Consider the following 14,198-nt stretch of genomic DNA (forward strand, 5'->3'; position numbering starts at 1 on the left):
GTAACCTGTGGCAAAAGACCGATCACAGCGCGATGAGTACACGACCCCCCTGCGACGCTTGTTGCTGGGGATAGTTGTGCTGTGCCTGCTTGGTATCTTCCTTTTGTGGCGCATCGACAGCCCGCGCGTAGAACGGTTCCGCGCGCGAATCGTGGATACGGTTGTACCATCAATGGAATGGGCCATGGTCCCGGTGACTGCCGCCGTCAATCTGGTGCGTGACTTCCAAAGCTATCAGCGCCTGAGCGAGCAAAACAGGGAACTGCGTAGCGAACTGCGCCTAATGCGCGCCTGGAAAGAGGCTGCTTTGCAGCTTGAACAGGAAAACGCGCGACTGCTGGATTTGAACAATGTCCGCCTTGACCCTCGTCTGACCTACATCACCGGCGTTGTCATGGCCGACAGCGGGTCGCCATTCCGGCAATCCGTTCTGCTGAATGTCGGAGAGCGTGACGGGATCGTAGATGGATGGGCCACGATGGACGGCATTGGCCTGGTGGGCCGGATATCAGGTGTTGGCCCTGACACGGCACGCGTGATCCTTATGACGGACGCGACCAGCGCCATTCCCGCAACCATTCAACCTTCTGGGCAGACCGCTCTGATCAAAGGCGACAACAACCCCGCGCCCGCGGTGGAGTTTCTTGAGAACCGCGAGTTGGTTCGCCCAGGTGACCGGGTGATCACTTCGGGTGATGGCGGCGTGTTTCCTGCGGGCCTGCTGATCGGTCAAATCGCGGCAGACCCAGGGGGGCGCCTGCGGGTCCGACTGTCGGCTGATTTCGAAAGGCTCGAGTTTCTCAGGGTTCTGCGGTTTCACTCGGCTCCGCCCATTCAGGATCCGGGCAGTATCGTAGGCCCCACCCGCCCAGAGGTGGCATTGACCCCGGATGAGGTCAGCGATGGATAGACCGACTTCGCAAATCTGGGCCATGCGCAGCCTTTATGCCTTGCTGGCTTTTGCTGTGCTGTTTCTGCACCTGTTGCCATTGGACGCTCAACCCGATCGTTGGCCTTTTCCCGACGTCCTGATTGCCCTGACTTTTGCCTGGGTGTTGCGGCGGCCCGATTACGTCCCGACTGTTTTGGTCGCGCTTGTCATGCTGATGGCCGACTTTCTGCTGCAACGTCCACCGGGTCTATTGGCAGCGCTGACCGTAGTCGGGTCGACCTATCTGCGGTCAGCGGCTTTGGGTATGAGGGATGCGGGATTTGCCGGGGAGTGGATGTCTGTCGGCATTGTGATCACGGCGGTCATCTTGATGAACAGGTTAGTACTATCGGTGATGTCCGTGCAGCAGGCTGCACTGGGGCCGGTCGTGGTTCAGCTTGTGCTGACGGTCGCTGTCTACCCGTTGGTCGTGTTGCTTAGCCAAAGCGCGTTGGGGGTCCGCCGCATATCCGCTGCTGATGTCAGCGCTGTGAGAAGCCGGGCATGAAACAGCGCAAACCCAAATCCCAGGGCCTTGCCTATAAGCGTCTGCCACGCAGAGCGCTGTTGCTGGGCGGTCTACAGGCGGTGTTCATAGGCAGTCTGGCGGCACGAATGCGGTTCATGCAGGTAGAACAGGCCGACGAATATCGCTTGTTGGCCGAAGAAAACCGCATCAACATCCGGCTTATCCCACCGACCCGTGGGCGTATCTATGACCGGAACGGTCAGATCATCGGCCAGAACTCACCTTCCTATCGCATCGTCATTGTGCGTGAGGATGCCGATGACGTGGAAAAAGTCATCGCCAAACTGTCGGAACTGATCCCTCTGAACGAAGATGAGATCGAGCGCGCCAGGACTGAAATGCGCCGCTCGGCCCCGTTTCTGCCGGTGACGCTGGCGGATCAGGTTACGTGGGAGGATATCTCGAAGGTTGCGGTCAATGCTCCGGCGCTGCCGGGCGTAACGCCCGAGGTCGGCCTGACGCGGCAATACCCACGATACGAGGATTTCGCCCATATCGTCGGCTATGTCGGCCCGGTCAGCGACTATGACCTCAGCAAAATCGAAGACCCTGAGCCGGTATTGCGCATCCCAAGATTCCAGATTGGAAAGGTCGGCCTTGAGGCAAAGCAGGAAATCGAACTGCGCGGCAAAGCCGGTGCAAAGCGGGTCGAGGTCAACGCGACGGGGCGTGTCATGCGCGAGCTTGACCGGCAGGAAGGACAACCCGGGGCAGATCTGCAACTGTCCATCGACGCTGAACTGCAACAATATGCACAGGCGCGACTGGCGGGCGAAAGTGCGGCCGCAGTTGTCATAGACTGCGAAACCGGCGACCTGCGCGCGGTCGCCTCGGCACCCAGTTTTGATCCGAACCTGTTTGTTCGCGGCATTTCGGTCGCCGATTACCGGGCACTGACAGAAGACAAGTATCGTCCGCTGGCGAATAAGTCCGTGCAAGGCACATATCCTCCGGGATCGACCTTCAAGATGGTCACCGCGCTGGCCGCGTTGGAAGCTGGCGTAGTCTCCCCCGGCAACACCGTGTACTGCCCCGGGCACCTGAAGGTCGGCAGTCGTCGCTTCCATTGCTGGAAACGTGGTGGGCACGGGACGGTCGACCTCAACCTCTCGCTGAAACGCAGCTGCGATGTCTATTACTATGACGTGGCTCTGCGGGTTGGCATCGACAAGATCTCTGACATGGCCCGCACTTTGGGACTGGGGGTCAAGCATGATATCCCGATGTCTGCAGTGGCAGATGGGCTGGCCCCCAATCAGGAATGGAAGCAGCGCGCGTATGGTCAGGAGTGGCTTGTGGGCGATACGGCAAACGCGTCCATCGGTCAGGGCTTCATGCTGGCTTCGCCGCTGCAACTGGCTGTGATGACCGCCCGCATCGCCACCGGTCGTGCAGTCACGCCGCGCCTGGTGCGCTCGATCGACGGTGTTGAACAACCCTCGGGCGCCGGAGAACCACTGGGCCTCAATTCCTACAATCTGGAACAGGTCCGCAAGGCCATGTTCTCGGTCTCGAATGACAGGCGGGGCACGGCATATCGAAGCCGCATCATCGCGGATGAGTTCCGGATGGCAGGGAAAACCGGAACCAGCCAGGTTCGAAACATAACCAAGGCCGAACGGGCGGCAGGCGTGATCCGCAACGAGGACCTGCCGTGGGAACGCCGCGACCACGCACTGTTCGTTTGCTTTGCACCGTTTGATAACCCGAAATACGCCGTAGCCGTGGTTGTTGAGCATGGCGGCGGCGGGTCCACGGCCGCAGCCCCGATTGCACGCGACATCATGCTGCAAGCTCTTTATGACGGCACTCCGCCGCTTGAAGCCTACCCCGTCGCCGACCGCGAACACATCAAAGAACAGCAAAAACGGCTGGAGGGTGAAAAACGCCCCAAGGCGCGACCGGATGGAAAGGACCGTGCATGAGCTATCTTGAATATGCCGTCAAATCCACGCCGTCGGGGTTTCGCAAATTCCTGTATATGAACTGGCCGCTGACGTTGCTGTTGATCAGCACCGCCAGCGCGGGCTTTCTGATGTTGTATTCCGTTGCGGGCGGTTCGTGGACGCCCTGGGCCGAGCCGCAGATGGAACGTTTCGGGCTTGGTCTGGCAGTGATGTTCATCATCGCACTGGTTCCGATCTGGTTCTGGCGCAACATGTCGGTGCTGGCCTATCTCGGCTCGGTGGCTTTGCTGGTATTTGTTGAACTGTTCGGCACCATCGGAATGGGTGCGCAGCGCTGGATCGACCTTGGGTTCATGCGCCTGCAACCCTCGGAGGTCATGAAAGTCACGCTGGTCATGTTGCTTGCGGCCTATTACGACTGGCTTCCCTCGCATAAAACATCCCGCCCGCTTTGGGTTCTTATCCCGGTTGTCCTGATCATCCTGCCTACATTGCTGGTTCTGAAACAGCCCGATCTCGGCACATCTATCCTGCTTCTGGCCGCAGGAGGTGGGTTGATGTTTCTGGCAGGGGTTCACTGGGCCTATTTTGCCGCCGTTATTGCTGCTGTCGTGGGTCTGATCGCCACTGTTTTCAACAGCCGTGGGACCGACTGGCAATTGCTGAAGGACTATCAGTTTCGGCGCATCGACACCTTTCTGGACCCGTCCACCGATCCCCTGGGGGCCGGTTACCACATAACCCAATCCAAGATTGCCTTGGGTTCCGGGGGCTGGAACGGGCGTGGGTTCATGCAGGGCACGCAGTCCCGCCTGAACTTCCTGCCCGAAAAGCACACCGATTTCATTTTCACGACGTTGGCCGAAGAGTTCGGATTTGTCGGGGGAACGACCCTGTTGACCCTTTATGCCTTGATTCTGGTTTTCTGCATGGTCACGGCACTGGCAACCAAGGACCGGTTTTCATCTCTGGTCACGCTGGGTATCGCGCTGAACTTCTTCCTGTTTTTTGCCGTCAACATGTCGATGGTGATGGGCATGGCTCCTGTCGTGGGTGTACCATTGCCGATGGTCAGCTATGGTGGCTCGGCCATGCTGGTTCTAATGGCAGCCTTTGGCATCGTCCAAAGCGCCCATATTCACCGCCCCCGTTGATCTGAAAGGTCTCTGATGTCTGTGAACGTCCTGTTTTCCGCGCGCCCTGCCCTATGGCCGGTGTATGAGCCGCTGCTGACACAATATCTTGATGAGGCGGGTCTGGACGTTCAGCTTGGAACCGAGTTCGAACCGGATCAGGTCGACTACGTTGTTTACGCCCCAAACGGAGGGGTACAGGATTTCAGACCTTTCACGCGCCTGAAAGCGGTGCTGAGCCTTTGGGCCGGGGTCGAAAAAATCGTGGGTAACGAAACACTGACCGTTCCGCTGGCGCGGATGGTGGATCACGGTCTGACGCAGGGTATGATCGAGTGGGTGGTTGGCCACGTGCTGCGCTACCATTTGGGGATGGACCGGCACATCATGGTACAGGACGGTGTCTGGACCCCAGACGTCCCACCGCTGGCGCAAGAGCGCAACGTTTGTATTCTGGGGCTTGGTGCATTGGGCGAAGCCGTGGCCCGCGCGCTGACAGCGCTTGAGTTTCGGGTCTCAGGCTGGAGCCGTACAGCCAGGGACATTCCCGGTGTAACATGCCTGCATGGTGCCGAAGGGTTGCGCCAGGCGCTTTCTCACGCAGAAATTGTAGTACTGTTGCTGCCCGATACTACTGCCACTGAAAATGCGCTGAATGCGGAAACGCTGGCCCTGCTGCCCAAAGGTGCGCGGATCATCAACCCGGGACGCGGGCCGCTGATTGATGATGATGCGCTGTTGAATGCCCTGAACTCGGGTCAGGTGGGCCACGCAACGCTGGATGTGTTTCGTGTCGAGCCCTTGCCCGCCGACCACCCCTATTGGGCGCATCCGAATGTCACCGTGACCCCTCACATAGCGTCCGAGACACGCCCTGTCACTGCCGCACAGGTCATTTGCGAAAACATCCGGCGTGGCGAAGCCGGTGAGCCCTTTGTGCACCTGGTCGACCGCACGCTGGGCTACTGACGTCACGCCGCAATCAAACCGCGGCCTTTTAGCAGGGCATCCACGCCCGGCAATCGCCCCCGGAACGCAAGATACAGGTCCTCTGCCTCGCGCGAACCGCCGGTGGACAAGATACTATCTTCCAGCGCTTTGGCCCGTTCGGGATCGAAGGCGCCACCTGCTTCTTCGAAGGCGGCAAAGGCGTCAGCATCCATCACCTCGGACCACATATAACTGTAATAGCCCGAGCTATAGCCATCGCCTGCGAATACATGCGCAAAGTGGGGCGTGGCATGGCGCATTCCAATGGCTTGCGGCATCCCCAACCCGGCTAGAACCTCGGCCTGTTTTGCCATCGGGTCTGCTGGGGCGTCGCCATCGTGGAAGGCCAGATCAACAAGGGCCGAGGCGACATATTCCACCGTCTGGAACCCCTGGTCGAAATTGGCAGCATTCAGCACTTTTTCAAGCATCTCTTGCGGCATCGGCTCGCCCGTTTCGGCATGGGTGGCAAACTCGGCCAGAACTTCGGGCACTTCCAGCCAGTGTTCATAAAGCTGGCTGGGCAGTTCGACAAAATCGCGCGCAACCGAGGTACCCGAGATGCTTTCGTAGGTCACATTGGACAGCATCTGGTGCAAGGCGTGGCCAAATTCGTGGAACAGGGTGCGTGCATCGTCATAAGACAGCAGTGCCGGATCACCCTTGGCGAAGTTGCAGACATTGATGACAATCGGTGCCTGTTCATTCGGGAATCTGGCCTGTGCCCGCATCGCGCTGCACCAGGCACCTGATCGCTTTGACCCCCGTGCAAAGTAGTCACCGATGAACACGGCGACGTGCCGACCGTTGCGTGTAACCTCCCACGCGCGGCAATCAGGGTGATAAAGCGGCACGTTCAAAGGCTTGAATTCCAGCCCGAACAGGCGATTTGCGCAAGCAAACGATGCCTCGATCATTCGGTCAAGTTGTAGGTAGGGTTTCAGTTCCGCCTCATCCAGATCATGTTCCGCCTTACGCCGCTTTTCAGCATAATAGCGCCAGTCCCATGCTTCCAGCGGGCCGTTGACGCCGTCGTCCTGCATCATCCGGGTCAGGATTTCTGCGTCCGCATCGGCGCGGGCCCTGGCAGGTTCCCACACCTGCATCAACAGCTTACGCACCCGGTCCGGCGTGCGCGCCATCTCGGTTTCCAGCTTGTAATCGGCGAAACTGTCATAACCCAACAGCTTGGCGCGTTCCTCACGCAAACCCAGAATCTCAGCCGCGATCTCGCGATTGTCGGTCTCGCCGCCATTCGCCCCGCGGGCAGCCCAGGCGCGATATGCTTTTTCGCGCAGGTCCCGACGAGGTGAAAACTGAAGAAACGGCACGATCAGCGACCGGGACAGAGTAACAACCGGCCCCCCCGCGCCCTTTTCCACACCAGCAGCGCGCGCCGCATTCACAACGAAATCCGGCAGGCCCTGCAGATCTTGTTCGGTCAGGTCCATGAACCAATCCCGCTCATCCGCCAGCAGGTTCTGGGTAAAGGATGTCCCCAACGAGGCGAGGCGTGACTTGATTTCTTGCATACGAGCGTCTTCCTCCCCGTCCAACGCCGCACCTGCACGAACAAAACCTCGATGGGTCAGCATCAGAACGCGTGCCTGTTCCTCGGTCAGGTTCAGGTCATCGCGCCGTGCCCAAAGGTCGGCAACGCGTTCAAACAGCGCCTTGTTCGAGGAAATTCCCGAGAAATGCGCCGAAAGCTTGGGTGAAAACGCGCGCTGCAACTCTTCCCGCTTTGGGTTGCTGTCTGCGCCTGCAACGGTGAAGAAGACCGACAGAACCTTGTCCAGCTGCTCGCCCGCAGCCTCGAGGGCTTCGACTGTGTTGGCGAAAGTAGGGGCCTCTGCATTTGCTGCAATCGCATCGATCTGGGCGTTATGCGCGGTCATCGCCTGATCCAGAGCCGGGGCAAAATCATCATCCGAAATATCGGCGAAAGGGGCTATTTCGAATGGGGTGGTCCAGTTGGACAGGATCGGGTTGGTCATGCGGATCTCCTTTGACCCTATAGCTAGTTCGCCATGGCCGGGTGTTCCAGAACCCCCAGCCCACGTTAAGAAAGGTTAATCGCTTGCGGTACCGCAGATGGGGCAATCAGCACGGCGGGTCAGTGTGATCTTGCGGCTTTCACCATATAGGGCGTCGTAGATCAGCATCTCACCCCGCAGCGCCATGCCAGCGCCCGTGATCACCTTTATCGCCTCAACCGCCATCATCGATCCGACGACGCCCGGCAACGGGCCAATCACACCGGCCTCGGAGCAGGACGGGGCCAGACCGGGGGCCGGGGCTTCGGGAAAGATACACTGATAGCACGGGCTGCCATTGGCTGGGTCAAACACGCTGAGCTGCCCTTCCCACTGCGACAAGGCCCCCGAAATCAGAGGCTTGCCCAGCGCGGCGGCAGTCCGGTTGGCCAGATAGCGGGTCTCAAAATTATCCGTACCGTCAAGGATCAGATCGAAGTCGGCAAAAAGATCTGCCGCGATATCATCGCTCAATCTGCGATGAAAGGGCAGAACCACCACATTCGGGTTCTGCGCCTCCATCGCTTGCTGGGCGGAAAAGACCTTGGGCATATCGATATCTGCATCGCGGTGGATCACCTGCCGCTGAAGGTTCGCATTCTCGACTATGTCGTCGTCAATGACCCCGATTGTACCCACACCTGCGGCCGCCAGGTATTGCAGCGCCGGGGCGCCCAAACCTCCCGCACCGATCACCAGAACACGGGCTTGTTTCAACTTTTTCTGACCCGGCCCGCCCAATTCGCGCAGCACGATGTGGCGGGCATACCGGTTCAGCTCGGTTTCAGTGAAACGGTCAGAGGGCAAGGTAGATTCCGGTTTGGAGGCCTTTACTGCACGGTTGCGAAGGGCCTTCAGCACACGGCCATATAGCAAAACGATGGCCGCGAAACCTGCAAGGATCAGCCACAGTGCCGCGGACCCACCGGTTGCTTCGCGCAGGGGATGCCCATCCGGAAAGATCAGATGAGACAGGATCACCCCGAGCAACAACACACTCACCAACACCACGCGCGCGGTTTTTGAAGTGCCAGCGATATAGCCAACGCCCCATAGCCCCGCTGCCAGAACAAGAACCAGCAGCATCAGCCGCGCCCGGTCGAGCCGAAACCACCAGCCCCGCGATCTGTTTCACCCAATGCCTCAGCCAGTTCGAATGCCGCCTGCACGACAGGGGCAACTACCAGCTGCGCGATACGATCGCCATGGGTGATCTCGAACGGTTCCTGACCGGCATTCATCACGATTACCCCCAGAGGTCCGCGATAATCACTGTCTATGGTGCCCGGCGTATTGAGCAGCGTGATCCCGTGTTTCAGTGCAAGGCCCGAGCGGGGTCGAACTTGAACCTCGTATCCCTGCGGGATTTCAATGCGCAGACCGGTCGGCACTAGCGCCCGCTGTCCGGGCTCCAGCATAATCGAAGCCCCCTCGGGCAAATTGGCACGCACGTCCGCGCCAGCAGCACCCGCAGTTTCGTAGGACGGAAGCGCCACGGCGGGGTCTGCCCCGTCTTCGCGGATCACTCGAATTGCAACCATGGTTTTGCCTTTCCTTCAGCCCGCCAACGCGTCTGCGATCCTGCTTGCCAACCGCCGCGCAACCTCGGCCTTGCCCATACGCGGCCATTCTTCGGCTCCGCTGTCCGAGATCAGGATAACTGCATTCTCGGACCCGCCCATGATCCCGGTGGCAGGGCTGACATCGTTGGCAACAATCCAGTCACAGCCTTTGCGCAGTCGCTTGGCGGTGGCATGTTCGATCACGTCATCGGTCTCGGCTGCAAAGCCGACAACCAAAGGTGGGCGCCCATTTTCCATCCGCGAGACGCGTCTGAGAATGTCGGGGTTCTCGGCAAATTCCAGAACCGGCAGACCGTCGCGGCTTTTCTTCAGTTTCTTGTCCGACGCACTGGCCACGCGCCAATCTGCCACCGCCGCCGCAAACACGCCCGCGTCGACGGGCAGCGCCGCATCAACCGCGTCCGACATCTGTTGCGCTGTCTCGACCGGCACGACCTGCACACCCGCCGGTGGCGGTACGTCAGCAGGGCCCGTGACAAAGATCACCTCGGCCCCCAAATCCGCAAGCGCCTGTGCCACGGCCGAGCCCTGCGCCCCGGAAGAGCGGTTCGCGATATACCGGACCGGATCAATCGGCTCATGCGTCGGGCCCGACGTCACCAGCACGCGCTTTCCCACCAAGGGTCCTGCCGCAAGCTGCGCCTCAACCGCCGCGACGATTTCCAGCGGTTCCGACATGCGTCCGGGGCCATATTCACCGCAGGCCATATCACCTTCGTTTGGGCCAACAAAGCGCACGCCATCCGCTTGAAGCTGCTTCAGGTTGCGTCGCGTCGCCGGGTGTTCCCACATGCGTACATTCATCGCGGGCGCACACAGAACAGGCGTGTCCGTCGCCATCAGAAGGGTCGATGCCAGATCATTTGCCAACCCCCCGGCCATCTTGCCCATCAGGTCCGCGGTTGCGGGGGCCACAACAATCAGATCGGCAGAGCGTGACAGCTGGATATGGCCCATCTCGGCCTCGGCGGTCAGATCGAACAGATCGCCATAGACCTTTTCTGAGGCAAGAGCAGACACGGACAGAGGTGTTACAAATTCCTCTGCCGCACGCGTCAGCACAGGCGTCACGGCTGCGCCACGCTCACGCAGCCTGCGGATCAGGTCCAGCGATTTGTAGGCCGCAATGCCGCCGCCGATGATCAGCAGAATGCGTTTGGATGACAGCATGTTCAGCCCTTCCTGTCCCGGTCGGCCCCGACATTAGGCAAGGCCAGCAGGTTGTTCCAGCGATTAATTCTGAACCTGAAACGCCACACAGGGGTCTTCACGCGCAACTGTGGGGCTATCGATTACGAGATCAAAGTCGCCTTCGATGATATCGTCCTCAGACTGTCCGACCGAGACCACCTTCCATCCGGGTTGAAGCCGTTCAAGATATGTCGGGATACCTCGGTCTTTGCGCGCATGTCCGTTCCCAGTGATCACGGCAACCGGGCCGCCCGTTTCTTCCATCGCGCGCATCACGGCGCGAGCCAGCACAGCATCGCGCAGTCGCTGGATCGCAACCATCTGGGGTAACATCTCGGGCGGGAGAGCATCGCAATGCGCGGCCAGTTGATCCGCCTCGCGCGCCTCCTGCTCCTCAGGCGTCAGCGGTACAGTCAAACCATAGCGCGCCGCATCTGCACCCAACGCGGTGGCTGCTCCGCGTTCCATCGCGGCCCGCGCGGCACCACGCGGCACCATGGCCCCGTAAACCGGCGCACCGGAGGCCTTGAACACCGGATAATAAAGCCTAAGAGGTGGCCAACCGCTTTCTGCCCATTGCAGAATGCGGCTCAACTCTTCAGGGTTGGACACCGCTTTTTGCGCCAGCCGTTGCGCGCCTTCTTCGGTAACCATCTCCCAGACAACAGCCGAAGGTGAGATTTTCATAATCGCTTCAGCTTGAATAAAGTGGTGGCGGGGATTGTCGTGAACCTCTCCCAGAATGACCACATCAGCATCCCGCATCGCGAGAGCCACATCATCAGAAATAAGATTTTCCGCCAGTCCGGGTCGCGCTGCTGTAACCGTAAGGCCCAGAACACAGGCAAGAATCGCAAGCTGTTTCATGCGATGAAGTGTTGCACCTCGCTCGACTGGGCTTCAAGGTTCTTGCGCATTTTTGCGAACGCCGCAGCCTCGAGCTGTCGCACGCGTTCCTTGGACAGACCCAACTCGACGCCGAGACTTTCCAGTGTCCGCGCAGGCTCGCGCAGTTTGCGTTCGCGCACAATGAACCGCTCGCGGTCATTCAGTGCGTTCATCGCGATCAGCAACCATTGGCGCAATTGTTTGGTATCGTGGGTGTGTTCAACTGCTTCGGCGGCCTGTTCACGTTCATCTTCCAGCGCATCGATCCATTCACGCCCGTCTTCGTCGGCGGATTGCACCGCGTTCAGAGAAAAATCTGACCCTGACAGCCGACCTTCCATCAGTTCAACGTCGCGCAGAGGAACCCCGATTTCCGTGGCAATCATCTGATGCAGCTGGTGGCGATCCAGTTCAAGACCTTCGGTCGCGGCCTCGCGTTCAAGGCGGGCCTGAACCCGACGCATGTTGAAAAACAGCGATTTCTGCGCCGAGGTGGACCCCGTTCGCACCATGGACCAGTTCCGCATCACATAGTCCTGAATGCTCGCCTTGATCCACCACACCGCATAAGTCGAAAACCGCACGCCGCGATCAGGGTCGAACTTGTCTGCGGCCTTCATCAATCCCAGACCGGCCTCCTGGATAAGGTCATTCATCGGCGCGCCATAGCGTTTGAACTTGGCCGCCATCGATATTGCCAGCCGCATATACGCTGTGATCAGGCGGTGCAGTGCCTGTTCGTCACGCTGGTCACGCCAGGCATAGGCCAGCTTCAGTTCCGTTTCCGCATCCAGCAACTCGGCCTTCATCGCTTGCCGGGACATCGAAAAATCTGTCGCGTTGTCCAGTGCCATAAACCTCTCCCCTGTTTTGCAGGCGTTGGCCGGGCTTGCCATGCCGACCTATGACCGATACGCAAAACAGCACCAATTGGATCATCTTTAGGTAAGTACTGTGACGTCAGATTTAACCTTAATTCTGGGTGGAGCTGCTTCGGGCAAGTCGGCATTTGCCGAGAACCTCGTTGTTTCCACTGGGAAAAATCGAGTTTACCTAGCGACATCACAAGTGTTTGATGACGAGATGCGGCAGAAGGTTGATCGCCATCTGGAACAGCGGGGCGGCGGGTGGACCACGATTGAAGAGCCTCTTGACCTGGGACCGGTGCTGTCCAGCCTATCCTCGGATCAGGTGTGTCTGGTAGATTGCGCCACCATATGGCTCAGCAATCATTTGCTGGCCGAAACCGATCTGGGGGCAGTCCAAACTGACCTGCTAAAGGCCCTGCGCGCATGTACAGCGCAGGTAGTGATCGTGTCGAACGAGGTCGGGCACGGTATTGTTCCCGATAACCCGCTTGCCCGTCGCTTTCGCGAAGCGCAGGGTCGGCTGAACATCGCACTTGCGGCACAGGCTGATCTGGTGGTGCAAGTGACCGCCGGGTTGCCGTTGGTCCTGAAAGGGCAGCTGCCGTGACGCGACTGCATCTTGTTCGCCATGGGCCTACGCATGCAAAGACGATGGTTGGCTGGTCCGATCTGCCTGCTGATCTAAGCGATACAGCAGCGCTGAAGCGCCTGCACGATCATTTGCCACCCGATGCATTTGTGATTTCGTCCGACCTGTCGCGTGCAATTGACACTGCTTCGGCCATTCAGGGCCAGCGTCACCGTCTGCCACATCACCCGAACCTGCGGGAAATCCATTTCGGTCAGTGGGAGCTTCGCGGGTTTGCCGATATTGAAGCCGAAGACCCCGAGCTGGCTTTTGCCTATTGGGACAACCCCGGTGATGTCCGCCCACCGCAAGGTGAAAGCTGGAATGAGGTCCGCGACCGGGTCGATTCCGCGATCGACGCGCTTATGTCCGCGCATACGGGCCGCGATCTGGTGATCGTCGCGCATTTCGGCGTAATCCTAACGCAAGTACAACGTGCCCTTGGTCTGGACGGGCAGCGGACCTTTGCGCATCGGATCGACAACCTTTCCGTTACGGATATTGCTGTCAACGGCGGGGTGTGGACTGTCGGATCGATCAATCACCTTCCGTGAACAGGTCCAACACAAATCACTGATTTACCGGTCCGCAAAGCTGAGGCATCGTCCGCGCATGACTTATGACCTTTATATCGGCGATCGCCTCTTCTCCAGCTGGTCAATGCGCGGCTGGTTGATGCTTGAGAAATTCAACCTGCCCTATCGCAGCCACATGATCGGCCTCTATTCCGGCACCATGGCGCAAGACATGGAACCGCTGGCCCCTGCCCGCCTTGTCCCTGCCCTGCGCATGCCGGATGGAACGGTTGTGGGGGAAAGCCTGGCGATGGCCGAAACCCTGGCCGAACGCCACCCCGATGCCGGGTTGTGGCCTTCGGATGCCGCAGCCCGGGCAACAGCCCGCTGGCTATGCGCCGAAATGGTAGCCGGTTTCAGCGCCCTGCGTGGAGAATGCGCCATGCAGCTGCGCAACGTGTGGCAAGGCTTTACGCCGTCTGAGGCGACTTTGTCAGACCTGGAGAGGATTGAAACACTCTGGGCACATGCGCGGAGCGTGTCAGGGGCAGACCAAGGCCCGTTATTTGGTGCCTATTCACTGGCAGACGTCTTCTACACACCCGTTGCTGCGCGGATAATAGGATATGGGCTGCCGGTGTCAGAGGCGAACCGGGCTTATTGCATGGAATTGCTCTCTGATCCCATAGTCAGACAGTGGCGCGCCATGGGATTGACCGTTGTGTACGACACCTTCCCATACGCGCAGGATTTACCGTCCAGCCCCTGGCCGGTCGGGGGTGTATCTGCTGCGAAGCCGGTTTCAGGTGGTCCGTCAATCAACGCCGCCTGCCCGTATTCCGGCAAGCCTGTGACCGAGTACATGGAGCTAGATGGACAATGTTGGGGGTTCTGCAACCCATTCTGCCGGAACAAAACCGTGGCCGATCCCGAAGCATGGCCCAAATTCGCGGCCATGCGCGCAGCCGTTAACGACTCTTAAACCAGAACCGTGGCAG

General features: G+C 59.4%; 14 protein-coding genes. 8 read left to right on the forward strand and 6 right to left on the reverse strand.

The window, feature by feature from the left end:
- Window positions 1-7: 7 nt before the first annotated feature.
- The 5 genes from mreC to ACR0BK_RS07215 are packed head-to-tail and all read left to right on the forward strand — an operon-like array spanning window position 8 to window position 5,469.
- Entirely contained in the window at window positions 8-910 is a 903-nt protein-coding gene (gene mreC / locus ACR0BK_RS07195) for a rod shape-determining protein MreC (RefSeq protein WP_480554186.1), read from the forward strand.
- Complete coding sequence (locus ACR0BK_RS07200) at window positions 903-1,439, forward strand: rod shape-determining protein MreD (protein WP_480554187.1); 537 nt, start codon at window positions 903-905, stop codon at window positions 1,437-1,439. The genes mreC and ACR0BK_RS07200 overlap by 8 nt, the downstream gene beginning before the upstream one ends.
- The gene (mrdA, locus tag ACR0BK_RS07205) at window positions 1,436-3,385 is read left to right on the forward strand and encodes a penicillin-binding protein 2 (protein ID WP_480475190.1); all 1,950 of its coding nucleotides are present in this window, start codon (window positions 1,436-1,438) and stop codon (window positions 3,383-3,385) included. The genes ACR0BK_RS07200 and mrdA overlap by 4 nt, the downstream gene beginning before the upstream one ends.
- Window positions 3,382-4,521 (forward strand): rod shape-determining protein RodA, encoded by a 1,140-nt coding sequence (gene rodA, locus ACR0BK_RS07210; RefSeq protein WP_480475188.1) that lies wholly within the window; start codon window positions 3,382-3,384, stop codon window positions 4,519-4,521. Before mrdA ends, rodA begins: the two co-directional genes overlap by 4 nt.
- Window positions 4,522-4,536: 15 nt before the next feature.
- Window positions 4,537-5,469 (forward strand): 2-hydroxyacid dehydrogenase, encoded by a 933-nt coding sequence (locus ACR0BK_RS07215; RefSeq protein WP_480554188.1) that lies wholly within the window; start codon window positions 4,537-4,539, stop codon window positions 5,467-5,469.
- A gap of 2 nt (window positions 5,470-5,471) precedes the next feature.
- Here the strand turns inward: ACR0BK_RS07215 and ACR0BK_RS07220 are convergent, their stop codons facing one another.
- From ACR0BK_RS07220 to ACR0BK_RS07245, 6 genes are all read right to left on the reverse strand, one after another.
- A complete protein-coding gene (locus tag ACR0BK_RS07220; RefSeq protein ID WP_480554189.1) occupies window positions 5,472-7,487 on the reverse strand; it encodes a M3 family metallopeptidase in 2,016 nt (671 codons plus the stop codon).
- 75 nt (window positions 7,488-7,562) lie between these two features.
- A complete protein-coding gene (locus ACR0BK_RS07225; protein ID WP_480554190.1) occupies window positions 7,563-8,612 on the reverse strand; it encodes a HesA/MoeB/ThiF family protein in 1,050 nt (349 codons plus the stop codon).
- Complete coding sequence (dut, locus tag ACR0BK_RS07230; RefSeq protein WP_480554191.1) at window positions 8,612-9,067, reverse strand: dUTP diphosphatase; 456 nt, start codon at window positions 9,065-9,067, stop codon at window positions 8,612-8,614. Before dut ends, ACR0BK_RS07225 begins: the two co-directional genes overlap by 1 nt.
- Before the next feature lie 15 nt (window positions 9,068-9,082).
- The gene (gene coaBC, locus ACR0BK_RS07235) at window positions 9,083-10,279 is read right to left on the reverse strand and encodes a bifunctional phosphopantothenoylcysteine decarboxylase/phosphopantothenate--cysteine ligase CoaBC (RefSeq protein ID WP_480518505.1); all 1,197 of its coding nucleotides are present in this window, start codon (window positions 10,277-10,279) and stop codon (window positions 9,083-9,085) included.
- 63 nt (window positions 10,280-10,342) lie between these two features.
- Window positions 10,343-11,167: a ChaN family lipoprotein gene (locus ACR0BK_RS07240; RefSeq protein ID WP_480554192.1), complete on the reverse strand. Its 825-nt coding sequence runs from the start codon at window positions 11,165-11,167 to the stop codon at window positions 10,343-10,345.
- Window positions 11,164-12,042: an RNA polymerase factor sigma-32 gene (locus tag ACR0BK_RS07245; protein WP_480475174.1), complete on the reverse strand. Its 879-nt coding sequence runs from the start codon at window positions 12,040-12,042 to the stop codon at window positions 11,164-11,166. The genes ACR0BK_RS07240 and ACR0BK_RS07245 overlap by 4 nt, the downstream gene beginning before the upstream one ends.
- A 100-nt stretch (window positions 12,043-12,142) precedes the next feature.
- On the opposite strand from ACR0BK_RS07245, the gene cobU reads away from it, so the two are divergent.
- From cobU to ACR0BK_RS07260, 3 genes are read left to right on the forward strand one after another with little or no spacing between them, the layout of a single operon-like run.
- Window positions 12,143-12,664, forward strand: a complete 522-nt coding sequence (cobU, locus tag ACR0BK_RS07250; protein WP_480554193.1) for a bifunctional adenosylcobinamide kinase/adenosylcobinamide-phosphate guanylyltransferase — start codon at window positions 12,143-12,145, stop codon at window positions 12,662-12,664.
- Complete coding sequence (locus tag ACR0BK_RS07255) at window positions 12,661-13,239, forward strand: histidine phosphatase family protein (protein WP_480475170.1); 579 nt, start codon at window positions 12,661-12,663, stop codon at window positions 13,237-13,239. Before cobU ends, ACR0BK_RS07255 begins: the two co-directional genes overlap by 4 nt.
- A 58-nt stretch (window positions 13,240-13,297) precedes the next feature.
- Window positions 13,298-14,182 (forward strand): glutathione S-transferase, encoded by an 885-nt coding sequence (locus ACR0BK_RS07260; RefSeq protein WP_480554194.1) that lies wholly within the window; start codon window positions 13,298-13,300, stop codon window positions 14,180-14,182.
- Window positions 14,183-14,198 lie beyond the last annotated feature (16 nt).

The organism is Ruegeria sp. AF1 (assembly GCF_056542125.1).

Coding starts and splice junctions, on each gene's coding strand:
- ACR0BK_RS07225 (WP_480554190.1), bottom strand. CDS start 8,612: ATGCTGCTGGTTCTTGTTCTGGCAGCGGGGCTATGGGGCGTTGGCTAT.
- ACR0BK_RS07245 (WP_480475174.1), bottom strand. CDS start 12,042: ATGGCACTGGACAACGCGACAGATTTTTCGATGTCCCGGCAAGCGATG.
- ACR0BK_RS07220 (WP_480554189.1), bottom strand. CDS start 7,487: ATGACCAACCCGATCCTGTCCAACTGGACCACCCCATTCGAAATAGCC.
- rodA (WP_480475188.1), top strand. CDS start 3,382: ATGAGCTATCTTGAATATGCCGTCAAATCCACGCCGTCGGGGTTTCGC.
- ACR0BK_RS07215 (WP_480554188.1), top strand. CDS start 4,537: ATGTCTGTGAACGTCCTGTTTTCCGCGCGCCCTGCCCTATGGCCGGTG.
- ACR0BK_RS07200 (WP_480554187.1), top strand. CDS start 903: ATGGATAGACCGACTTCGCAAATCTGGGCCATGCGCAGCCTTTATGCC.
- mrdA (WP_480475190.1), top strand. CDS start 1,436: ATGAAACAGCGCAAACCCAAATCCCAGGGCCTTGCCTATAAGCGTCTG.
- dut (WP_480554191.1), bottom strand. CDS start 9,067: ATGGTTGCAATTCGAGTGATCCGCGAAGACGGGGCAGACCCCGCCGTG.
- ACR0BK_RS07240 (WP_480554192.1), bottom strand. CDS start 11,167: ATGAAACAGCTTGCGATTCTTGCCTGTGTTCTGGGCCTTACGGTTACA.
- coaBC (WP_480518505.1), bottom strand. CDS start 10,279: ATGCTGTCATCCAAACGCATTCTGCTGATCATCGGCGGCGGCATTGCG.
- ACR0BK_RS07260 (WP_480554194.1), top strand. CDS start 13,298: ATGACTTATGACCTTTATATCGGCGATCGCCTCTTCTCCAGCTGGTCA.